The 22,002-nt window shown below is 65.5% G+C and carries 20 protein-coding genes, 1 tRNA gene and 1 pseudogene; 17 read left to right on the top strand and 5 right to left on the bottom strand.

What is annotated here, in order from left to right; translation table 11 throughout:
• Window positions 1-39 precede the first annotated feature (39 nt).
• The 12 genes from ABRP28_RS09985 (at window position 40) to ABRP28_RS09930 (ending at window position 13,530) form a co-directional block, all read left to right on the top strand.
• On the top strand, window positions 40-1,482 hold the full coding sequence (locus tag ABRP28_RS09985) for an FAD-dependent oxidoreductase (RefSeq protein WP_350004539.1): 1,443 nt from the start codon (window positions 40-42) through the stop codon (window positions 1,480-1,482).
• A 105-nt stretch (window positions 1,483-1,587) separates the two neighbouring features.
• Window positions 1,588-2,772, top strand: a complete 1,185-nt coding sequence (locus tag ABRP28_RS09980) for an IS30 family transposase (RefSeq protein WP_374152828.1) — start codon at window positions 1,588-1,590, stop codon at window positions 2,770-2,772.
• Between the two features lie 173 nt (window positions 2,773-2,945).
• A complete protein-coding gene (locus ABRP28_RS09975; protein WP_350005864.1) occupies window positions 2,946-4,301 on the top strand; it encodes a GAF domain-containing protein in 1,356 nt (451 codons plus the stop codon).
• 150 nt (window positions 4,302-4,451) lie between these two features.
• The gene (locus tag ABRP28_RS09970; RefSeq protein ID WP_350005866.1) at window positions 4,452-5,975 is read left to right on the top strand and encodes an aldehyde dehydrogenase family protein; all 1,524 of its coding nucleotides are present in this window, start codon (window positions 4,452-4,454) and stop codon (window positions 5,973-5,975) included.
• A gap of 41 nt (window positions 5,976-6,016) precedes the next feature.
• Entirely contained in the window at window positions 6,017-7,039 is a 1,023-nt protein-coding gene (adhP, locus tag ABRP28_RS09965) for an alcohol dehydrogenase AdhP (protein ID WP_350005868.1), read from the top strand.
• Entirely contained in the window at window positions 7,039-7,446 is a 408-nt protein-coding gene (locus ABRP28_RS09960) for a DUF779 domain-containing protein (RefSeq protein WP_350005870.1), read from the top strand. Before adhP ends, ABRP28_RS09960 begins: the two co-directional genes overlap by 1 nt.
• A 173-nt stretch (window positions 7,447-7,619) precedes the next feature.
• Window positions 7,620-9,167 carry an amino acid permease gene (locus ABRP28_RS09955; RefSeq protein WP_350005872.1) on the top strand — a complete coding sequence of 516 codons (1,548 nt, stop codon included), beginning with the start codon at window positions 7,620-7,622 and terminating at the stop codon, window positions 9,165-9,167.
• 88 nt (window positions 9,168-9,255) lie between these two features.
• Window positions 9,256-9,861, top strand: coding sequence for a TetR/AcrR family transcriptional regulator (locus ABRP28_RS09950; RefSeq protein WP_231455112.1), 606 nt, complete (start codon window positions 9,256-9,258; stop codon window positions 9,859-9,861).
• 220 nt (window positions 9,862-10,081) lie between these two features.
• Window positions 10,082-11,068, top strand: a complete 987-nt coding sequence (locus ABRP28_RS09945; RefSeq protein ID WP_350005874.1) for an ABC transporter substrate-binding protein — start codon at window positions 10,082-10,084, stop codon at window positions 11,066-11,068.
• On the top strand, window positions 11,065-11,907 hold the full coding sequence (locus tag ABRP28_RS09940) for an ABC transporter permease (protein WP_350005876.1): 843 nt from the start codon (window positions 11,065-11,067) through the stop codon (window positions 11,905-11,907). The genes ABRP28_RS09945 and ABRP28_RS09940 overlap by 4 nt, the downstream gene beginning before the upstream one ends.
• On the top strand, window positions 11,904-12,677 hold the full coding sequence (locus ABRP28_RS09935; RefSeq protein WP_350005878.1) for an ABC transporter permease: 774 nt from the start codon (window positions 11,904-11,906) through the stop codon (window positions 12,675-12,677). The genes ABRP28_RS09940 and ABRP28_RS09935 overlap by 4 nt, the downstream gene beginning before the upstream one ends.
• Entirely contained in the window at window positions 12,667-13,530 is an 864-nt protein-coding gene (locus tag ABRP28_RS09930; protein ID WP_350005880.1) for an ABC transporter ATP-binding protein, read from the top strand. Before ABRP28_RS09935 ends, ABRP28_RS09930 begins: the two co-directional genes overlap by 11 nt.
• Here ABRP28_RS09930 and ABRP28_RS09925 read toward each other — a convergent pair.
• The 3 genes and pseudogenes from ABRP28_RS09925 to ABRP28_RS09915 form a co-directional block, all read right to left on the bottom strand.
• Window positions 13,508-14,142: pseudogene (locus tag ABRP28_RS09925) on the bottom strand (DUF2461 domain-containing protein). The gene ABRP28_RS09930 and the pseudogene ABRP28_RS09925 sit on opposite strands and share 23 nt — an antisense overlap.
• 204 nt (window positions 14,143-14,346) lie before the next feature.
• Window positions 14,347-15,843 (bottom strand): catalase, encoded by a 1,497-nt coding sequence (locus tag ABRP28_RS09920; RefSeq protein WP_350005882.1) that lies wholly within the window; start codon window positions 15,841-15,843, stop codon window positions 14,347-14,349.
• Between the two features lie 16 nt (window positions 15,844-15,859).
• On the bottom strand, window positions 15,860-16,345 hold the full coding sequence (locus ABRP28_RS09915; protein WP_350005885.1) for a Fur family transcriptional regulator: 486 nt from the start codon (window positions 16,343-16,345) through the stop codon (window positions 15,860-15,862).
• Between the two features lie 95 nt (window positions 16,346-16,440).
• On the opposite strand from ABRP28_RS09915, the gene ABRP28_RS09910 reads away from it, so the two are divergent.
• Together ABRP28_RS09910 and htpX are read left to right on the top strand one after the other, a co-directional pair.
• Window positions 16,441-17,712 carry an MFS transporter gene (locus ABRP28_RS09910; protein WP_350005887.1) on the top strand — a complete coding sequence of 424 codons (1,272 nt, stop codon included), beginning with the start codon at window positions 16,441-16,443 and terminating at the stop codon, window positions 17,710-17,712.
• Window positions 17,713-17,744: 32 nt separating this feature from the next.
• Window positions 17,745-18,614: a zinc metalloprotease HtpX gene (gene htpX, locus ABRP28_RS09905; RefSeq protein ID WP_350005889.1), complete on the top strand. Its 870-nt coding sequence runs from the start codon at window positions 17,745-17,747 to the stop codon at window positions 18,612-18,614.
• A gap of 124 nt (window positions 18,615-18,738) precedes the next feature.
• On the opposite strand, the gene ABRP28_RS09900 is transcribed toward htpX, so the two are convergent.
• A complete protein-coding gene (locus tag ABRP28_RS09900) occupies window positions 18,739-19,230 on the bottom strand; it encodes a YajQ family cyclic di-GMP-binding protein (RefSeq protein WP_050054209.1) in 492 nt (163 codons plus the stop codon).
• A gap of 186 nt (window positions 19,231-19,416) precedes the next feature.
• Here ABRP28_RS09900 and ABRP28_RS09895 point away from each other — a divergent pair, with 186 nt between their 5' ends.
• The 3 genes from ABRP28_RS09895 to ABRP28_RS09885 all read left to right on the top strand — a co-directional run bounded on the left by ABRP28_RS09895 (window position 19,417) and on the right by ABRP28_RS09885 (window position 20,639).
• The gene (locus tag ABRP28_RS09895; RefSeq protein ID WP_350005891.1) at window positions 19,417-19,671 is read left to right on the top strand and encodes a hypothetical protein; all 255 of its coding nucleotides are present in this window, start codon (window positions 19,417-19,419) and stop codon (window positions 19,669-19,671) included.
• Between the two features lie 168 nt (window positions 19,672-19,839).
• Window positions 19,840-19,921: transfer RNA gene (locus ABRP28_RS09890), tRNA-Tyr, on the top strand.
• Window positions 19,922-20,207: 286 nt separating this feature from the next.
• Entirely contained in the window at window positions 20,208-20,639 is a 432-nt protein-coding gene (locus ABRP28_RS09885; protein ID WP_350005893.1) for a CBS domain-containing protein, read from the top strand.
• Window positions 20,640-20,823: 184 nt separating this feature from the next.
• Here ABRP28_RS09885 and ABRP28_RS09880 read toward each other — a convergent pair whose 3' ends face one another.
• On the bottom strand, window positions 20,824-21,849 hold the full coding sequence (locus tag ABRP28_RS09880) for a LysM peptidoglycan-binding domain-containing protein (protein WP_350005895.1): 1,026 nt from the start codon (window positions 21,847-21,849) through the stop codon (window positions 20,824-20,826).
• Window positions 21,850-22,002: the final 153 nt, after the last annotated feature.

The raw sequence follows: 22,002 nt of genomic DNA, 5'->3' as shown, positions 1-22,002 counted from the left end.
GACGTCATGCATCAGATGATCAGTTCAGAAGGGCTTGCGGTGTCCAACCACAGCGAAACCATTTCCTCCCGTCCCCTCCGCGTCGCCATTGTGGGCGCGGGACCGGCGGGCGTCTACGCTGCGGACATCCTGACCAAGTCCAGCGGGGTCAAGGACGGCGACTTCGAGGTCAGCATCGACCTGTTCGAGGCCTACCCGGCACCCTATGGCCTGATCCGCTACGGCGTTGCACCGGACCATCCGCGCATCAAGGGCATCGTCAACGCGCTCCACAAGGTCCTGGACCGCGGCGACATCCGGTTCCTGGGCAACGTGACCTACGGCCGGGACCTCACGCTCCACGACTTCCGCGCCTTCTACGACGCCGTGATCTTCTCCACCGGGGCCGTCAAGGACGCGGACCTGGAGATCCCCGGCATCGACCTGCAGGGCTCGTTCGGCGGCGCGGACTTTGTGTCCTGGTATGACGGCCACCCGGACGTTCCCCGCGAATGGCCGCTGGACGCGAAGGAAATCGCCGTGATCGGCAACGGCAACGTGGCACTGGACGTGGCGCGGATGCTGGTCAAGCACCCCGAGGAGCTGCTGAGCACCGAGATCCCGGACAACGTGTACGCCGGCCTGAAGTCCTCCCCCGTCACGGACGTGCACGTGTTCGGCCGGCGGGGCCCCGCCCAGGTGAAGTTCACGCCGCTGGAGCTACGCGAACTGAGCCACATGAACGACGTCGACATTGTCCTCTACCCGGAGGACTTCGAATTCGATGAGGCCTCCGATGAGGCGATCCGCAGCAACAACCAGACCAAGACCATGGTCAATACCCTCACCAACTGGCTGGTGGAGGAACACACTGAATCGGAAAACCCCTCATCCCGGCGGCTGCACCTGCATTTCCTGCACAGCCCGGTGGAAGTACTTGCCGACGGCGGCGAAGGCGGCACCGGCAAGGTGGCCGGGATCAAGTTTGAGCGCATGCAGCTTGACGGCACCGGCAACGTGAAAGGCACGGGGGAGTTCGTTGAGTACCCGGTCCAGGCGGTCTACCGGGCCATTGGCTACCATGGCTCCGCGCTGGACGAGCTGGAGTACGACGCCAAGCGCGGCGTTATTCCGAACGAGGGCGGCCGCGTGCTCGACGCCGGAGGCAATCCCGTTCCGGGCATCTACGCCACCGGCTGGATAAAGCGCGGCCCTGTTGGCCTGATTGGCCATACCAAGGGCGACGCCCTGGAGACCATCGGGTTCCTGCTTGAGGACAGGCTTTCCCTGCCGCCGGCCCAGAATCCCGATCCCCAGGCCATCATCGACCTTTTGAAAGAGCGCGGCATCGAATACACCACGTGGGAGGGCTGGAACCGGCTGGACGCCCACGAGGCACAGCTCGGGGCGGCCTGGACCGGTCCCGAGGGCCTGGACCACGTGGTCCGCGAACGCATCAAGGTGGTGCCGCGCGAGGAGATGATCCGCATCTCCCGCGGCTGACCCGTCCCGCCCCGCTCCCGCCCCGGAGTTTTTGTCCAGATATGCAGGTTTCAGCGGCGGCAGATTCATATGGTGGTTGCAACGTTCTGATTGATGGAGCGTTTGATGCCGAAGTTGTTTCCTGTCCATGTTCGTGATGATTTTCTTGATTTGGTGTGCTCCGGCGCGTCCGTCAGTGAGGCTGCACGGCGTGTCGGAGCCTCGCGCGGGACCGGGAAGAAGTGGTGGGCCGAGTCTGGTCAGATGACGCTGAGCATCTCGGCCCATGGCGGCCTGGCAGATCCTGCCCCGTCCGTGGAGGTCTCCTGCGGGCGGGCACTAAGCGAAGCCGAGAGGGGGATGATCCAGATGGGCCGGCAAGCCGGGATGAGCTACGCGAAGATCGGTGCGGCCATCGGACGGGACAAGTCCGTCATCTGGCGGGAGGTCAACCGCAACTGTGACGCCGAGGGCAGGTACAACGCTAAAGTCGCGCACACCAGAGCCCATCAGGCACGCCGCCGGCCCAAGCCCTTCAAGCTCATCGAGGACGAGGATTTGTGCCGGCTGATCGCGGTGTGGATGGACGATGGGTGGAGTCCGAAGCTGATCTCGTCGATGCTGGCGTTTTACTTTGCCGGTGACCAGACTATGCAGGTGAGCCACGAGACGATCTACCAGGCCCTGTATGTCCAAACCCGCGGAAGCCTGCGGAAAGACCTGGCCGAAAACCTCAGCCTGAAACGTAAACAACGCATCCCCCACACCGCCGACCGGCTCAAGAGCAGCCCCTACAAGGAGGCGTTCAAGATCAGCGAACGCCCCGCCGAGGTCCAGGACCGGGCGGTCCCCGGGCACTGGGAAGGTGACTTGATCATCGGTTCTGACGGGACCGCGATCGGCACTCTCGTGGAGCGCTCAACCCGGTTCACGATCCTGCTGCACCTGCCCGGGGACCATACCGCCGAAACCGTCGCCGCCGCGATGATCCGGGAAATGGCGAACCTCCCGGAGCACCTGCGCCGCTCGATCACCTGGGACCGCGGCACAGAACTCGCCGGCTACGCGAAGATCCAGACCGCGCTGGAAACCACGCTCTATTTCTGCGACCCGCACTCGCCCTGGCAGCGCGGCACCAATGAAAACACCAACCGGCTCCTGCGGTTCTGGTTCGAAAAAGGCTCCGACCTCTCGGCCCATACCCCTGAGGACCTCAACCGCATCGCGGCAAAGCTCAACCGCCGCCCCCGACCGACCCTCAACCTCGATACCCCAGCCAACCGGCTAAACCAGCTGCTGCAAGCGGCCTAACCACCCCGCGTTGCTCCCACCACTTGACATTGCCGCCCTTGAACCCTGCATAAGTGGACAAAAAACTCCAGAGCGTAGGTGGGCGAGGGGAGCCGCGCTACAATGGCGTCCACCCCTTGGCCGGCAGCATGCGGCCATGCCCTTGCAGACGTAGTGCAGCCACCAGGAGTTCGATGACGAACCTGACCCAGCCCGGCGCCGGCGCGGCGCTGCAGCTCCGCGCCCTGGCAGCACATGAAGAGCTCGACGGCGGCACGTTGGCGGATGCGCCGGAGCTGCCCGGCCTGCGTGCGCTGATCCGCGAATCCTGGCAGCGGTCGGCAGGCTTCAAGGCGAACCCGGACAACCCCGCGGCCCCGCTGGCCATGGACCTGGATGAGCTGGAGGACTACCGCAGGCAGCACCCGCTGGCCGCCATCATGCCGGTGATCAACAAGCTCCTGGTGCAGCCCAGCCACGACAGCGGCCTGCTGGTGGCGGTGGGCGACGAAGTGGGCAGACTGCTCTGGGTTGACGGGGACCCCGCCCTTCAGCGCCGTGCCGAGGGCATGATGTTCGTCCCCGGCGCTGACTGGTCCGAAGCCACCGTTGGCACCAGCGCGCCCGGAACCGCCCTGGCCCTGGGCCGCGGCATCCAGATTTCCGGCGCGGAGCACTACCAGCGGACGGTCCACCCCTGGAGCTGCACCGCCGTTCCCTTCCATGATCCGGATTCCGGTGCCGTCCTGGGCGTGGTGGACATTACCGGCACGGCCACGGCGGTAGCGCCCCACACGTTGTCGCTCGTCGAGGCCACCGTGGCCGCCGCGCAGGCGCAGCTTCGCGTTGAGCGCCTCCAGCTGGCGGCGTCGCTGGCCAGCAGGCCCGCACGACGGCGGAGCGCGGGCAGCGCTTCCCGGTCACCGAGGGTGGGGGCGAAGGAAGGCAGCCTGTACCGCAACAGCCTCCAGCTGTTGGGCCGTGACCAGGCCCTGCTCAGCCTCGAAGGCAAGAGCGTGGTGCTGTCCGCCCGGCACAGCGAGATCCTCGCCCTGCTGGGCTCGCATCCGGACGGGCTGAGCGCCGAGGAACTCAGCGTCCTCCTGTACCCGGGCGATGGCTCCACCATGACCCTCCGCGCCGAAATGGTCAGGCTGCGCAAGGTCCTGCAGCAGCTCAACCCGTCCGCCGTTCCGGAGTCCCGGCCCTACAAGCTCACCATGGACCTTGTTCCGGACAGCGGCCAGGTCCTGAACTGCCTGCAGCGCGGCGCCCACCGGATCGCACTCGAGATCTACCGCGGCGCCGTACTGCCGAAGTCCGAGGCGCCCGGCATCATCGAGCTCCGGGACAGGGTCTCGTCCCTGATGCGGGAAGCCGTCCTCACCGACGGCAGCGCCGAAACACTGCTCAAGTACGCGGAGCTGCCGGAGGCGAGGGACGACGTCGGGGTCCGCCGTGCCGCCCTGAAGCTGCTGCCTGCCCGCTCGCCCAAGCGGGCCGCCGTCGTGGCCGACCTCGAGCGGCTGGAAGCCGAACTCAGCGCCTAGCCATGTGGCGCCGTCGTTCCGTCCGGCTACCTCTGCTATGAGCTGGACCACTCCTGTGCAACCTGACTGCAACCTTTGCCCTCCTACGCTGGGAGCAACGGCGGAGGCCATGAACCGGCCCCCGCCCCATGCACAGCAAAGGAGCTAGCAATGACTGTTTACGCCCAGCCCGGTACCGAGGGTTCGAAGGTCACCTTCAAGGACCGCTACGAGAACTGGATCGGCGGCGAGTGGGTGGCCCCCGTCAAGGGCCAGTACTTCGAAAACGTCACCCCCGTCACGGGCAAGGCCTTCTGCGAGGTGGCCCGCGGGACGGCCGAGGACATTGAACTGGCGCTCGACGCCGCGCACAAGGTTGCGCCGTCCTGGGGCAAGACCTCCGTGGCCGAGCGCGCCGCGATCCTGAACAAGATCGCTGACCGGATCGATGAGAACCTGGAAATGCTGGCCGTCGCCGAGTCCTGGGACAACGGCAAACCGATCCGCGAAACCCTCAACGCCGACATGCCGCTTGCTGCGGACCACTTCCGGTACTTCGCTTCGGCCGTCCGCGCCCAGGAAGGCCGGCTCTCGCAGCTCGATGACGACACCACCGCCTACCACTACCACGAGCCGCTCGGCGTGGTCGGCCAGATCATCCCCTGGAACTTCCCCATCCTGATGGCCGTCTGGAAGCTCGCGCCCGCGCTTGCCGCCGGCAACGCCGTGGTGCTCAAGCCCGCCGAGCAGACGCCGTCGTCCATCCTGGTCCTGATGGAGCTCATCGGCGACCTGCTCCCCGCAGGCGTCCTGAATGTGGTGAACGGCTTCGGCGTCGAGGCCGGAAAGCCGCTCGCGTCCAGCCCCCGGATCCGGAAGATCGCCTTCACGGGCGAAACCACCACGGGCCGGCTGATCAGCCAGTACGCCAGCCAGAACCTCATTCCCGTCACCCTGGAACTCGGCGGCAAGAGCCCCAACATCTTCTTCAACGACGTCGCCCAGGAAAACGACGCCTTCTACGACAAGGCGCAGGAAGGCTTCGCGCTGTTCGCCTTCAACCAGGGCGAGGTGTGCACCTGCCCGTCCCGCGCACTGGTCCAGGAAGACATCTATGAGTCCTTCATGGCCGACGCCGTTGCCCGGGTGGAGAAGATGGTGCAGGGCAACCCGCTGGACACCGAGACGCAGGTGGGAGCCCAGGCCTCCAACGACCAGCTCGAGAAGATCCTCTCCTACATCGACATCGGAAAGCAGGAAGGTGCCAAGGTCCTCACCGGCGGCGCCCGCGCCGAACTGCCCGGCGACCTTGCCGGCGGCTTCTACGTCCAGCCCACGGTCTTCGAAGGCCACAACAAAATGCGGATCTTCCAGGAGGAGATCTTCGGCCCCGTAGTGGCCGTGACGAAGTTCAGCGACTACAACGACGCCATGGGCCTGGCCAACGACACCCTGTACGGCCTCGGCGCCGGCGTCTGGTCGCGCAACGGCAACGTCGCGTACCGGGCGGGCCGGGAAATCCAGGCCGGCCGTGTCTGGGTGAACAACTACCACGCCTACCCGGCCGGGGCCGCGTTTGGCGGCTACAAGTCCTCAGGCATCGGGCGTGAGAACCACGCCATGATGCTGGACCACTACCAGCAGACCAAGAACCTGCTGGTCAGCTACAACGAAAACAAGCTCGGCTTCTTCTAATCCCGCACCACCTCCGCTACAACGACGCAAGGATTTCGCCAATGACGACGACAATGCACGCAGCAGTAGTAACCGAATTCGGCAAGGACCTCCAGCTCCAGGACCTCGACATTCCTACCCCAGGCCCGGGGCAGGCCCTGGTCAAGGTGCTGACCACCGGGGTCTGCCACACCGACCTCCACGCGGCAGAAGGCGACTGGCCCGTCAAGCCCTCACCGCCCTTTATACCCGGCCACGAGGGCGTGGGGGAAGTGGTGGCCCTCGGCGAGGGCGTCACCGACCTTGCCGTCGGTGACCTGGTGGGCAACGCCTGGCTCTGGTCTGCTTGCGGCGACTGCCAGTACTGCCGCACCGGCTGGGAGACCTTGTGCGAGGTGCAGAAGAACGCCGGCTACAGCGTGGACGGCTCGTTCGGCGAATACATGCTGGTGGACTCGCGGTTCGCTGCCCGCATACCGGCGGGATCCGACCCCGTCGAGGTGGCGCCGGTGCTGTGCGCCGGCGTCACCGTCTACAAGGGCCTGAAGATGACCGAGGCCAAGCCCGGCCAGTGGGTCACCATCTCCGGCATAGGCGGCCTGGGACACATCGCCGTCCAGTACGCGGTGGCCATGGGCCTCCGGGTGGCGGCGGTGGACATCGCCGACGACAAGCTCGCCCTCGCGAAGGCACACGGCGCGGAGCTGACGGTCAACGCCCTGCACGAGGACCCGGTGGAAGTCATCCAGCGTGAAACCGGAGGTTGCCATGGAGTCCTGGTCACGGCCGTGCACCCGTCAGCTTTCGGCCAGGCGATCGGCATGGCACGCCGTGGCGGGACGATCGTGTTCAACGGGCTGCCGCCCGGCGACTTTCCGGCACCGATCTTCGAAATTGTGCTCAAGGGCCTGACGGTCCGGGGTTCCATCGTGGGGACCCGGCAGGACATGGAGGAAGCGCTGGACTTCTACGCGCAGGGCAAGATCCATCCCACCGTCTCTGTCCGTGAGCTTTCCGAGATCAACGCGGTGCTCGATGAGATGAAGCACGCCAAGATCGACGGCCGCGTGGTCCTGAGGTTCTGATGGCCGTGGACCGGCTGGACGCCGCGGTGACGCTGCCCGGGGAAGAATTTTCCCGGGTGGCGCTCACCCCGGCCGCCGTGCAGCTGCTGCGGAAGCTGTGGCTCCAGCACGGGCCGTTGATGTTCCACCAGTCAGGCGGCTGCTGCGACGGGTCCTCGCCCATGTGCTATCCGGCGGGCGACTTCATCACCGGGGAGGCAGACGTCCTGCTGGGCCTGTTCGACCTGGCCGAGGGCATTGAGCCCCAGGCGCTGGAATTCTGGATGTCCCGGGAACAGTTCAGCTACTGGAGCCACACCCACCTGACAGTGGACGTCGTGCAAGGGCGGGGGAGCGGGTTTTCCGTGGAGGCGCCGGAGGGCAAACGGTTCCTGATCCGCTCCACCCTCATGGACTGGCCTGCCTAGTAATTCGGCTCAAACGCACTTAGGGCCCTCCATCCGGAGGGTCCTAAGTGCGTTTGAAGGAACAAAGTTTGGTGCAGGGCCCGTCTCACCATTCGGGACAGTTCGGCCCGTCCAGTGGATGGACACTAGCGTTAACTGGTCTGTTTCCTTCGCAAACCAGGATTGTGATCCCCATGAACCTCCTCCGGACCAAATCCATCGAGCAGTCGATCGCCGACGCCGATGAGCCCGGACGCAAGCTCAAGCGTTCCCTCAGCACCTGGGACCTGATGATCATGGGCGTCGCCGTGGCTGTCGGCGCCGGCATCTTCTCCGTGGGTGCCAAAGCGGCAGCCAACTTCTCGGGACCGGCAGTGACCCTCTCCTTCGCCGTCGCCGCGGTCACCTGCGCGCTGGCCATCATGTGCTACGCCGAGTTCGCCACCGCGATCCCGGTGGCAGGCTCCGCCTACGTCTTCACCTACGCCACCATGGGCGAACTCCTCGCCTGGATTATCGGCTGGAACCTGATCCTGGAACTTTTCACCGCGGCAGCCGTCATCGCCAAGTACTGGGGCATCTACCTCAGCAAGGTGTTTGCACTCATGGGTGCCGACATTCCGGCTGCGGTCTCCCTGGGCGGGGTTGACCTTTACTGGGGAGCCTTCCTGATCGTCGCCGTCTTCACCGTGCTGCTGGTGCTTGGCACCAAACTGTCCGCCCGCGTAGGCAACATCTTCACCCTGATCAAGATCGGCGTCGTCCTCTTTGTCATCGTGGTGGGCTTCACCTACGTGAAGTTCGAAAACTACGCCCCGTTCATCCCCGCCGCTGAGCCCACCGGCGGCACCGGCACCGCAGACGTCCTCAAGCAGTCGTTCTTCGGCTTCCTCACCGGCGCCGCCCCGGCCCAGTACGGCACCCTGGGCATCTTTGCCGGCGCCGCGCTGGTGTTCTTCGCGTTCATCGGTTTTGACGTGGTGGCCACCTCTGCCGAAGAAGTGAAGAACCCGCAGAAGACCCTGCCGCGCGGGATCTTCGGCGGACTTGCCCTGGTGACCCTGCTCTACATCCTGGTCTCACTGGCCCTGACCGGCATGGTGTCCTACACACAGCTGGCCGAGGCGGAAAACCCCACCCTCACCACCGCCTTCGAGGCCGTGGGCGACACTTCAGCGGCCAAGGTCATCGCCTTCGGTTCACTGGTGGGCCTGACCACCGTGATCATGGTGCTCCTCATGGGCCTGTCCCGCGTGGTTCTCGCCATGAGCCGCGACGGCCTCCTGCCCCGGGCGTTGTCGCGGACCAGCGAGAAGCGTTCGACGCCGGTGCGCCTCCAGGTCATCTGCGGAGCCGCGGTCGCGCTGGTGGCCGGGCTGACCAACGTGGACCTGCTGGAAGAAATGATCAACATCGGAACCCTGTCCGCGTTCGTGGTGGTAAGCCTCGGCATTTTGGTGCTCCGCAAGAAGCGTCCTGACCTTAAGCCCGCCTTCCGCGTTCCGTTCGGGAAGGTCCTGCCCATCGTTTCCGCAGTGCTGTGCCTCTACCTCATGACCAACCTTGCGGTGGAGACGTGGATCTTCTTCGCCATCTGGCTGGCAATCGGCCTGGCGATCTACTTCGCCTACGGCCAGCGCCACTCCCGCCTCAACGAGCGGTTCGGCGACGCCAGCACCGAGGTCAACGGAACGGCGTCCAGCCAGGTGCGCGACGGCGGGGACGAGCTCACCCGCGTCTGACCATTCACCGAATGCCCGCCCAGGCCTGCCCGGGCGGGCATTCGCATGCCCGGCTGCCAGGATGGAGCCCCCACTTAGGATTGGACTTATGGCCCGCCCCACTCGAGACGAACGCAAGGCCGAGCTCCTCGCCGCCATCCTTGACTATCTGATGGACAAGACGCTGGCCGAGCTCACCTTCCGGAGCCTGGCCGAGGGCCTGGGGATGAGCGCCTACGTGCTGGTGTACCACTTCGGGAGCCGCGACCAGCTGATCAACGACATCGTTGTTTCCATCGAATCCCGGCTGGACCGGATGCGCAACACCGACGTGCGGGACATCGACCGTGCCGCCTGGCGGGAGTTCCTGCTGGACTCCTGGCAGTGGACCATGGCGCAGCGCAACCGGCACCTGACCCGGCTCGAATTTGAAGCCACGGCGCAGGACATCGTTGCCGCCGAGCCGCGGGGAACGTCGCAGGAGCACTTCCGGATGCTCCACCACAAGACCCGCGACTGGCTGATGGTCCAGGGGATACAGGAGGAATTCGCCGATACCGACGCGCGGCTCTTCACCTCCACCTTCTACGGACTCCAGTTCGACTTCGTGGTCATGAACGAGCCGGAGGCGGCCACGAAAGCCTTCGAGCTGATGCTGGCGGTTTTCTTCAACAACCTCGAGACGCGGCTGGCAGCCAACGGCCACAGCGGCTGAGCCGCTCGGCCCCGCCGGGCTCGCTGGTCCCGCGCCGGCTGCAGCGTGCTCCCCTGGGGCATCCCTTACGCCGCCGTCTCAGAGCTGTAACAATGAGCCGTATATGGATGGCCTGACCGCCGTACCATGGTTGAATCAGAGTAATCGAACGCTTGTTCGAATGGCGAACACTAGGCTTGGGGACGAAGTTGTCCCCGGTCATGGGCACGAAGGAGTGATCATGAAACGTCGTCTTATTTCCGTCCTGGCAGCAGCGTCCATCCTTGGGCTGGCGGCATGCGGAAGCGGCTCGCCCAGTTCCACGGGAGGCGGAACCGCACCCGCCACCGGGGGCGGGGAAGCAGGTTTGACCAAGGTCAGCGTGGGCGTCATCCCGATTGTCGACTGCGCGCCCATTTACCTCGGCGACAAGCAAGGCTTCTTCAAGGAAGAGGGCCTTGAGCTGGATATCCAGACGGCCACCGGCGGCGCGGCGATTGTCCCCGGCGTGGTGAGCGGCAGCTTTGACTTCGCCTTCTCCAACCTGATCTCTGTCATGGTGGCCAAGGACAAGGGACTGGACCTGAAGTTCGTGGCCAACGGCGCCTCCACTACGGGTGAAGAGGGCAAGGACATCGGCGGTGTGGTTGTCCCAGCCGGATCAGACATCCAGTCCGCCAAGGACCTCGCGGGCAAGACCGTTTCCGTGAACAACCTCTCCAACATCGGCGACACCACCATCAAATCTGTCATCGAGAAGGATGGCGGCGATCCCAACGGCGTGAAGTTCGTGGAAGTCGCCTTCCCGGACGCCCCCGCGGCGCTGGCCAACAAGCAGGTGGATGCCGCATGGATCCTGGAGCCGTTCCTGTCCAAGGCCGTGGATGAAGGTGGAACGGTGGTGTCGTCGAACTTCGTGGAGATGAGCCCGGAACTCGATATTGCCGGCTACTTCACCAAGGGCGACACCATCAGCGGCAAAGCCGACCTCACGGAGAAGTTCACCCGCGCCATGAACAAGTCGCTGGAATACGCCCAGGAGCACCCGGACGAAGTCCGCGAGATCGTGGGCACGTACACCAAGATCGATGAGGCAACGCGGGCGAAGATGATCCTCCCGCGGTACCGGGTTGAGTTCGACGAGGACGCGTTCAAGACGCTGGGCGACGCGGCAGCCAAGTACGGCACCCTCTCCAAAGCCCCCAGTGCGGACGACCTCCTCCCGTGAGTCCAGGAACCCTGGCCGCCGGCGGTGCCGCTCCAGCTAAGGGGCGGCAGCGCCGGAAGGCGGGCAAGGGGGCAGCGAAACAGCTGCTGGGGATTCTGGGCATCATCGGATTCCTGGCGACGTGGGAGCTCATTCCCCGGCTCGGCCTGATTGACGAACGGTTCCTTCCGCCCGCCAGCGAGGTCATAGCGGCGCTGGTTGTCGACTTCGGGCTGACGGCCTTCTGGGTTGCGGTGGGCGAGACCATGAAGGCGTGGTTCCTGGGGCTGCTGATGGCAGTGGCGGCAGCCGTCCTGCTGGGCTTCATTATCGGCTCCAGCGATTTCCTGCGGAAGGCCACCAACTCCACCATTGAGTTCCTCCGCCCCATCCCGTCGGTGGCCCTCATCCCGCTGGCCGTGCTGCTTTTCGGCGTGAAAATCGAGTCGTCCCTGCTCCTGATTGTGTACGCGTCCTTCTGGCAGGTCCTGATCCAGGTGCTGTACGGGGTGGCGGACGTCGACATGGTTGCCAACAACACCGCCAAGACCTACGGCCTGGGCAGGATGGCCCGGATCCGCTACGTCGTTTTTCCCACCGCACTGCCCTACCTGATGACGGGCGTGCGGCTGGCAGCCGCCGTGGCGCTGGTCCTGGCCATCACCGCGGAACTCGTCATCGGATCCCCGGGACTCGGCAGGGAAATCGCCCTGGCACAGTCCGGCGGCGCCATCTCCGGCATGTACGCCCTGGTGCTGGCCACAGGCCTGATCGGCGTCCTGATCAACATGCTGATGCGCCAGATCGAAAAAAGGATCCTGGGCTGGCACTCGTCCATCCGCTCGGAGGTGATCGTGTGAGGACGCTCAGGAACATCGGCTACATCCTGGGACTGCCCGTGCTGCTGGTCCTGGTCTGGTGGTTCTCCACCTTGGGCTCAGTCAACTTTTTTGTCCCCAAGCCGGCCGACCTCGTGGAGACATTCGGTGAGGTCTGGTTCGGTGACCGCTTCTTTTCCGATGTCCTGCCCAGCCTGGGCCGCCTGGTGGTGGGCGTTGCCGTCGCCATCATCATCGGGGTGATCGGCGGAATCCTGATCGGGTCCGTCCGCTGGCTGCGGGCCCTCCTGGAACCGACGCTCGAGTTTTTCCGCGCCATCCCGCCACCGGTCCTGGTGCCGGTCCTGATGCTGCTCATGGGCATCACCGATTCCATGAAGGTGATGGTGATCATTTCCGGCTGCGTCTGGCCGGTACTGCTGAACACCATCGAAGGCGTCCGCGCCGTGGACCCTGTCCTTTCCGACTCCGCCCACACGTACGGCATCGGCGGCTGGGCACGCGTCCGGTACCTGGTGCTTCCCTCCGCAAGCCCGCAGATCATGGCCGGCGTCCGCCAGTCGCTGTCCCTCGGGCTGATCCTGATGGTGATCTCCGAAATGTTCGCCTCGTCCTCCGGGCTGGGCTTCACGATCGTCCAGTTCCAGCGGTCCTTTGCCATCCCCGAGATGTGGTCCGGCATCGTGGTCCTGGGCCTGGTGGGCGTGGCCATGTCCTTCATCTTCCAGTGGGCCGAGCGGAACATCCTGCGCTGGTACCACGGCCAGAAAGAGGTAGAAAATGCAGCCTGACCCAACCCAGGCAGACACGGAGGCAACACTCTCCGTAAGGGCGCTGAAGAAGGTCTACCAGACCGACGGCGGCGACGTCGAGGCTGTCCGCAACCTCACCTTCGACCTGCGCGCAGGAGAGCTGGCCTGCCTCGTGGGGCCCTCGGGGTCAGGCAAGACCACGCTGCTCAAATGCATCTCCGGGCTGATGGCGCCCACCGAGGGCGAGGTGCTCCTTGACGGCAAGCGCGTGACCGGTCCGCCCAAGAAGATGGCGGTGGTATTCCAGGAATACGGGCGTTCGCTGTTCCCGTGGATGCGGGTGCGGGACAACGTGGAACTGCCGCTGAAGAACCAGGGTGTCCCCAAGGGTGAACGCGACCGTCTGGTGGACGACGCCCTCGAAGCGGTAGGCCTCTCCCACGTCCCGCGGTCCTACCCCTGGCAGCTTTCCGGCGGTATGCAGCAGCGCGTCGCAATCGCCCGGGCCATCGCCTACCAGCCTGAGGTCCTCCTGATGGATGAGCCCTTTGCCGCGGTGGATGCGCAGACCAGAGCCGATCTTGAGGACCTCATCCGGGTTGTCTGGAAGAAGCTCGGCGTGACGGTGCTGTTCGTCACCCACGACATTGACGAATCCGTCTACCTTGGCGAGCGGGTCATTATCCTTTCGAGCTCTCCGACGGTGATCCAGGAAGATATCCGGATTGACCTCCCGGCGGACCGCGACCAGCTGAACACCCGTTCCCTGCCGCGCTTCACCGAGCTGCGCCACCACGTCTACGAACAGATCCAGCTGGCCAAGAAGGGGCACCGGCCGGCTGCCGCATCATCGGGGGAGGAAACGCCGCTCAAGGGGCAGCATGCCGGCTGACCCAGTCCACCAAGGGGCGCAAGTCCTCCCACAGCTCCGCGATTTCGTGGGCCGCGCCGGCGGTGGAAAGCCACCCCGGCCGGCCCAGGTGGACGCCGGCTGAGAGGGATTTGTGCTTCAGGAGTTCTGCCCGCGGATGCCCGCGGTCATACCCCCGCGGCACTGTCTTCAGTTTCTCGCCCTCCACGGAAAAGCCGGCAGCGGCCACATTCTCCACAATGTGGCGCAGTGCCTCGCCGGTGCCTGAAGCATCCACCGAGTTGCGGTAGCGGGCCAGCTGCGCCGGGGTGTGCGAGTGGCAGCCGCCCCCACCAGCAGGCCGTCGGCGCTGATCTGCAGGTAGTAGCCAACGCCCTCCTGGACGGATGCCACCGCACCCTGGGCCGTCTTGTACGGGGACTTGTCCTCGGAAAACCGGATGTCCCTGTTGGGCCGGAAGAGCTTCGCCGGTCCGAACCGGGGCTCCAGCTCTGCGAGCAGCGATGCCAGGGGTTCCTTGACCAGCGACTGGTACCCGGCCTTGTGCTCCTGCCACCACTGCCGGTTGTTGTTGTCCCGAAGCTCTTCGTAGAACCCGAATGCGCCGGCCGGGATGCCCTGGAAAGTCGTCATGGTGTGAGCCTAGGGGCGGCCCGCAATGGGGGACAGTGCCTGCACGCCCTATGTGCAAACAGTCCTCTATGTGCAAAGAGTCCTTGGATGCACAAAGTCCCCTCTGCGGGGACGCGGAGAGGAAACCTGTACGGAAAAAGAACCACCCCGCCACGGAAACCGTGACGGGGTGGTTCTTTGGGGCAAGCCCCAGGAAAGGCTGGATCAGCCGATCTTGTTGGCCGATTCAGCGTCCGAAGTCGGAGCGGACGGTGCGTCAGCGGTACCGAGGTTGGCGCGCAGCTTGGCGCCGAGGTCGGCGTCGACGTTGGTCCAGTACTGGATGGCGCGTTCCTTGATGTCGGAGCGCTTGACGCCGCCCACGGCGCCGGTGATGGTCTCCAGGAAGCGTGCCTTGGCCGCTTCGTCGTAAACCTCGCGGTACAGGGCTCCGGCCTGGACAAAGTCGCTGTCCTCGGGGTGGAGGGAGTGCGCGGCGAGGGTCAGCTCGCCGTCGTTTTCCCAGCCGCCGGCCGGGTTCTGCGGCTCAAGCGCAGCCGGACCGCCGAAGGTGTTGGGGGCGTACACCGGAACGGACGGAGCGTTGAAGTGGTAACGCCCGGCGCCGTCCTGGCTGTAGTTGTTGACCTGGTTCTTGGGCTGGTTCACCGGGATCTGGGCGTGGTTGGTGCCCACGCGGTAGCGGTGTGCGTCGGCGTAGGAGAAGATGCGTGCCTGCAGCATCTTGTCCGGGGAAGCGGCGATGCCGGGCACGAAGTTCGACGGCGCGAAGGTGGCCTGCTCGATCTGCGCGAAGTAGTTCTCCGGGTTCCGGTTCAGCTCCATGGTGCCCACCTTGATCAGCGGGTAATCGCCGTGCGGCCACACCTTGGTCAGGTCGAACGGGTTGAAGCGGTAGGTCTTGGCGTCCTCGTACGGCATGACCTGGACGTGCAGGTCCCAGGACGGGAAGTTGCCGGCTTCGATGTTCTCGGACAGGTCGCGGATGTAGTAGTCCGCGTCCGAGCCTGCCAGCTGCTCGGCCTGCTCGCTGCTCATGGAGTTCACGCCCTGGTTGGACTTGAAGTGGTACTTGACCCAGAAGCGCTCGCCCTCGGCGTTGATCCACTGGTAGGTGTGCGAGCCGTAGCCCTGCATTTCACGCCAGGAGGCGGGCAGGCCGCGGTCACCCATCAGCCACGTGACCTGGTGGGCGGATTCGGGGGACAGGGTCCAGAAGTCCCACTGCATGTCGGCGTCACGCAGGTGCGTGCCTGGGAGGCGCTTCTGGGAGTGGATGAAGTCCGGGAACTTGATGCCGTCGCGGATGAAGAAGACGGGGGTGTTGTTGCCCACGAGGTCGTAGTTGCCCTCGGAAGTGTAGAACTTCACGGCGAAGCCGCGGGGATCGCGCCAGGTGTCCGGGGAGCCGTTTTCGCCGGCCACGGAGGAGAAGCGGATCAGCATGTCGGTTTCGACGCCGGGCTGGAGGAAGGCTGCCTTGGTGTACCTGGACACGTCCTCGGTGGCCTTGAACGTGCCGAATGCGCCGCCGCCCTTGGCGTGCACTACGCGCTCCGGAACCCGCTCGCGGTTGAACTGGGCGAGCTTTTCCACCAGGTAGTGGTCAGTCAGGATGATGGCACCGTCGGCGCCAACGGACTTGGAGTGCGCATCGGACGTGACGGGGGCACCTGACTGGGTTGTTGAAATGGCAGTCATTGTTCTCCTATTTCTTTTATTTCTGTGTTTCTTCAGAGGGACGATTGGAAGGAAGTTGTTGGGACTGCTGGCAGTCCTGGCAGATGCCCTGGTACATAACGTCGGCGATCTGGATGGTCATCGGCTTGGCGTTCTCATCCCAGTGGGGAGTGAGGCAGGGGGCATGGCCCACTGCGCAGTCGACGTCCTCCACGCGGCCGCAGCTGATGCAGATGGCGTGGTGGTGGTTGTCTCCCACCCGTGTTTCGTACAGGGCCGGGGAGTGCGGGGGTTCAAACCGGCGCAGCATATGCAGGTCCGTCAGATCGCCCAGCACCACATACACGGACTGGGCCGTCAGCTCGGGCAGCTCGGCGCGGGCTGCGCTCAGGATGCTTTCGGCGGGGGAGTGGGGGTGGCGTTCGACGGCGGCCAGGACCGCCAGCCGCTGTTTGGTCACCCTGCGGCCGTGGGCGCGCAGGGCGGCAGCCCATGCTTCGTGGCCGTCAAGGTGTTCCGTCATGACACCATTGAAACACTTATTATGAACATCTCACAATAAGGCTGGGCTAACCTCTCCGGAACCAGCAGCCTCATCCGCACCACTAGGGTGGCAGGGTGGGGAAACTGCTCGCTGATATCACGCCGCTCCGGGAGAGTCCCGCATTTCGCAGGCTCTGGCTGGGCTCCGCCGTGTCCGCCGTCGGAAGCCAGCTCACCCTGGTGGCCGTGAGCCTGGAGGTCTACCGCCTGACCCAGGACAGCTTCTACGTGGGCCTGCTGGCGGTCTTCGCCCTGGTGCCGCTGGTGATCGGCGGGCTGCTGGGCGGGTCCATCGCCGACGCCCACGACCGCCGCCTGGTGGCGCTGCTCGCCACCTCTGTCCTGTGGCTGACCACCGGCGCGATAGCCCTGCAGTCCTGGCTCCAGCTGGGCAACGTCTGGGTCCTGTACCTTCTCGTGGCTGCACAAAGCGGGGCGCAGGCGATCAACCAGCCGGCCCGCAGCGCCATCCTTCCCATGCTGGTACGCACGGAACTCCTGCCCGCTGCCAATGCCCTCAGCATGATGTCCTTCGGCCTTGCCATGACCGCAGGACCCTTGCTAGCCGGGGTACTGGTGGCCTGGGTGGGATTCGCCTGGACCTACACGCTCGATTTCGCGAGTTTCGGCTTTGTCCTGTGGGCCGTCTACCGGCTGCCGCCACTGCCGCCGTCGGGAACCCCCCGCCGGCCCGGACTCCGCTCCGTCGTCGAGGGCTTCCGCTTCCTGGGCACCCGGCCCAACCTGCGGATGACGTTCATCATTGACCTCATCGCCATGATCCTTGCGCAGCCGCGGGCGCTGATGCCGGCCATTGGCGCGGTCATGATCGGCGGCGGCGAGGCCACCGTTGGCGTACTGCTGGCTTCCACAGCCATAGGCGCCTTCCTGGCCGGGCTGTTCTCCGGCCCGCTCGGCAATGTCCGCCGGCAGGGGAGCGCCGTGGTCTTCTCGGTGATGGGGTGGGGAGCGTCCATCGCCGGGTTCGGGCTGGTGGTGCTCCTGGCAGGGCGCGCCCCGGACGGGGCGGTGACGCCCTGGCTGCTTCCTGCGGCACTGTGCTGCGCGCTGGCCGGGATTGCCGATTCCATCAGCGGCGTCTTCCGCCACACCATCCTGCAGGCAGCAACGCCCGACCATCTCCGCGGGCGCCTCCAGGGGGTGTTCATTGTGGTGGTGGCGGGAGGCCCCAGGGTCGGCGACCTGCTGGCCGGCGGTGCCACCAAAATCGTGGCCGAGGGATGGGTCCTGCTGATCGGCGGCTTCCTCTGTGTCGCCGGCGCATGGGCGGCCGCAAAGCTGCAGCCCGGCTTCAGGGAATACGACGCGCGGAACCCTGTTCCCTAGACAGCCGTTCCCATAGTGGGTAAGGAGGAAGCGTGCACAGACACTACAACGGCCTCAAGACGGCGGCGCTCTTCGGTGTGCTGTGGGCGGTGCTCCTTGGACTCGGGGCGCTGATCGGAACCAGTACCCGCAGCTCCGCACCCATCTGGATCATGGCCCTGGTGGGGGTGTTCACCACCGCCTACGGATATTGGAACAGCGACAAGATCGCCATCCGCTCAATGCAGGCAATTCCCGTGGCCGAGGCGCAGGCGCCGCAGCTCTACCAGATGGTCCGCGAGCTCTCCACCCGGGCCAACCAGCCCATGCCGCGCATCTACCTTTCGCCCACCCTGAACCCGAATGCCTTTGCCACTGGCCGCAATCCCCGCAACGCCGCCGTGTGCGTAACCCAGGGCATCCTGCAGCTGCTGGACGCGCGTGAGCTTCGCGGCGTCCTGGGGCACGAACTGATGCACGTCTATAACCGGGACATCCTCACCTCGTCAGTGGCCGCCGCCGTCGCAGGCGTGATCACCTCGGTGGGGCAGATGCTGCTGTTCTTCGCCGGCGGGGACCGCCGCAACTCCAATCCGCTGGCCATGATCGCCATGGCGCTGCTCGCCCCCTTCGCGGCGTCCCTGATCCAGCTCGCCATTTCGCGGACGCGGGAGTACGACGCCGACGAGGACGGTTCGCAGCTGACGGGCGATCCGCTGGCGCTCGCCTCAGCTTTGGCCAAGATTGAGCGCGGCGTCAGCTTAGCTCCGCTGCCTCAGGACCAGCGCCTGGTGAACGCCTCGCACCTGATGATCGCCAACCCGTTCCGCGGCGGCGCCATGAACAAGCTGTTCGCCACGCATCCGCCCATGCGGGACCGGATTGCGCGGCTGGAGCGGATGGCCGGCCGGCCGCCGGCGTAGTAAGGACGCCCGCGCGCACATTGCCCTGTGATCCGCAATTAAGCTGGCGCGGTCCATATCCGGGCCGCGCCGGCTTATTTGCGTGGCGGCATAGTTGCTGCGCGTCGCCAGACGACGGGAAGGGCTAGCTGCGGAAGTTCACGAACTGCAGGTCGGCTTCGTCGAAGTCCTTCAGCAGGGCCATGGTGGCCTGCAGGTCATCACGGGACTTGGAGGTCACGCGCAGTTCGTCGCCCTGGATCTGGGACTTGACGGACTTGGGAGCTTCGTCACGGATGAGCTTGTTGATCTTCTTCGCCAGGTCCTGCGCGATTCCCTCCTTGATGGAGGCCTCGAGCCGGAACTCCTTGCCGGAGGCGTACGGCTCGCCGGTGTCCAGGGACTTCAGCGAGATGCCGCGGCGGATCAGCTTGGACTGCAGGACATCCAGCACCGCCAGGACGCGTTCCTCCGAGTTCGCCTTCATGAGGATTTTTTCGCCGCTGAAGTCCACCTCGGCTCCCACGCCTTTGAAGTCGTAACGCTGCGCCAGTTCCTTCTGCGCCTGGTTCAGCGCGTTGGCCACTTCCTGCTTGTCCACTTTGCTTACGACGTCGAACGTTGACTCGCCTGCCATGACTCTCCTTATGCCGGTGGGACCCTGTGCGGGAACAGGGCTTGATCGCTGCCTAAAAGCCTAATACGGATGCCGGTGCTGGTGGGGGAGCCGGGTTTCACAGTTCCCTCTCAGCGGACACCCGGAGGGAACGAAGGAGGCCGCCGCAGAGTTGGAACGGTTGGGAAACTGCACGAAGGGAACACCATGCACCGCAAGGCCGTCCGGTACGCCACACGGACCACCACTGCAGCAGCCGGCGCGGTTGCGGGCGCCGCCAGCTCCGTCGCCGCCGCGGCCGTTGCAGCGGCCATCGTCTTCAGTCCCGTGCCGGAGGCCTCAGCACGGATGGAAGGTGTCCACGAGGACCTGCTTCGGGCCGTCCAGCTGAACCAGATCACGGAGGAGCAGGCTTCGAAGTTCGAAGAACGGCTCGCCGGCAGGATCCTCGGCGGCGCCTGATTCCGTTAGTTTTCCCTGCAATTGCGGGGGTTTTGGCTGCGTCCGCGGCCCGATTCGATTCTTCGGCGGAAGTTCTGTAAAGTTGTCTTGCCCGCGGTTACTGGAAGCGGAACGGCCCGGAAACGGACGGTTCGCAGACTGCATCGGCGGGTACTTCTTTTGAAGTTCGGCAGATTACCCGAGCGGCCAAAGGGGGCTGACTGTAAATCAGCTGGCAACGCCTACGGGGGTTCGAATCCCTCATCTGCCACCCAAGGAAAAGCCTCCGGAACCAAATGGTTCCGGAGGCTTTTTTGTGCCCTGCGCCGGATGCTGCCGTCCCGTCAGGGGCTTGTTCGCAGATCCGGCCCTTGATGGTTCTGAGCCGCGAAGAAGGCCAGGAGTGCCGGAAAGCGGGCCGGCACGCGGGCCGGAAGCCCTCCCTGAAGCCGTGGAAAACCGTCGTCGACATCAGCAGGAGCCCGGCGTAGGCTGGCAGCATCGGCGCATGTGCCCCGGTACCCTGCGTCGATATCCCCATCGATGAAGGAGGATCAATGAGTGCCGTACGTGAATTCATGACGACGGACGCGCAGTGCATTAAGGAAGACCAGTCCCTGGTGGATGCCGCCCGGATGATGATGGACCTGGACTGTGGGTCGCTGCCCATCTGCGGTGACGACGGCAAGCTGAAGGGCATGATCACCGACCGTGACATTGTGCTCAAGTGTGTGGCCGCGGGACGCGATCCCCGCGACATGATGGCCCGCGACCTCGCCTCGGGCAAGCCGCACTGGATCGACGCGGACGCAAACGTTGACGCGGCGATCGAGATGATGGAAGCCCACCAGGTCCGCCGGCTCCCGGTGATCGCCGACCACAAGCTGGTGGGCATCATCAGCCAAGGCGATATTGCCCGGAACTACTCCGAGCAGCGCGTGGGAGAGCTCGTGGAGCACATCTCGGAACGCAAACCGATGAACGCATAGGTGGGTTTCCCTGCCAGGGAGCTCCCGCCATCAACGCCACGGGGTCCCCTCCGTGGCGTTTCTTTGTCTGGCGGTCATGGCCTTGTCCGCGGCTCCCCGCCATCAAGGCTAGGAACCGCGGACAAGCTTGGGAAACCTGGGCGCCCCCTGAACCGCACCAGCCAGGGGCCACCAAGAGTGCCGGTCAGTTCAGCGCAATCAGGAGCATCTGGCTGGTGCCGGGGATGCAGGTCTGGAGGATCGCGCGGGGGAACCCGCCGAAGACAGCGATGACGTCGTTGGTGGTTCCCGGGTTGGGCACCTGCCCCCGTGCTGAGACCGTGTAGGTTCCGTAGCCCGGGATGCTGACTGTTTCCCCCACCCCTATACCGGAGAACCGGGCCCAGCCGCCGCAGAAATCGTGCTCGGTGATAAACAGCGAGTAGCCATCGTTGGGGGTGTAGTGGATGGGCCCGATGCAGGCGTCCACCATGGACTGCCCGCCGGCGCCCGCCACGTAGATGGTGCGGATGGCCGGGGCGGCAGGGACAAAGGCGGGGGCGGGCGCCGGAGCCGCGGCCGGTGCGGGGGCGGCCGGCGCTGGAGCAAAGGCCGGTGCGGGTGCCGGTGCCGGTTCAGCGGAAGCTACCGCCACCGGTGGTCCCGTGAGGACCAGCGTCTGGCCCGGAACGATGATGCTGTAGTGGCCCAGGCCGTTCGCCGCGAGCATGGCGTTCATGTCCACACCGTGGCTGGCAGCGATTGCCCCGACTGTATCGCCCGGAACCACGGTGTACAGGTTCGGGTCGCCCGCCGGAGCCGGGGCCGGAGCCGGTGCCGGCTCAGGTGCAGGCGCTGGTTCGGGTGCAGCTGGTGGCGCCGCTTCGGCCGCGGGTGCTGCCGGGGCCTCGGAAACAGCCTGGGCAGCAGGCAGTCCTGCTCCGGAAGCGGCCTCGGCAGCAGGCTGCGCGTCGGTGCCTGCTGCGGCGTTCGGCACCTCCGGCAACGCTGCGGCGGCAACCTGCCCCACCGTCGTCGTGCCCTGGTCCACTGACGCGGGAGGCCCCGCCAGGGCGCCGACGCCAACCGCCGCCACCACGGCGGCCGTTGCCATGCCGGCCCACAGCCTGTTGCTGATAACCGGCCGTCCAGTGGTGATCTCGGTGCGGGGTTCATCCGTGGCGAAGCTCCTGCTGGGGCCTTCGGGGATGGAAAGGTATGGCTGGTTCATGGGTAGCCCGTCCAGGCTCGGTCCAGCCAGGCCGATGCAGTATGCTCCGGCGGGCGGGACGGATCGAGGGGAACGCGCCATGCGCCTCCGCTAATGCGGGGCCGCAGGAAAGGCGCGGGATGGAGGCATCCGCATACCCAGAAGATACGGAGG

Origin of the sequence: Pseudarthrobacter sp. WHRI 8279, from assembly GCF_040224115.2 — a bacterium.
Classification (GTDB): domain Bacteria; phylum Actinomycetota; class Actinomycetes; order Actinomycetales; family Micrococcaceae; genus Arthrobacter.
Note: the sequence above shows the minus strand (reverse complement) of the source record. Positions and strands in the feature narration are given on the sequence as shown.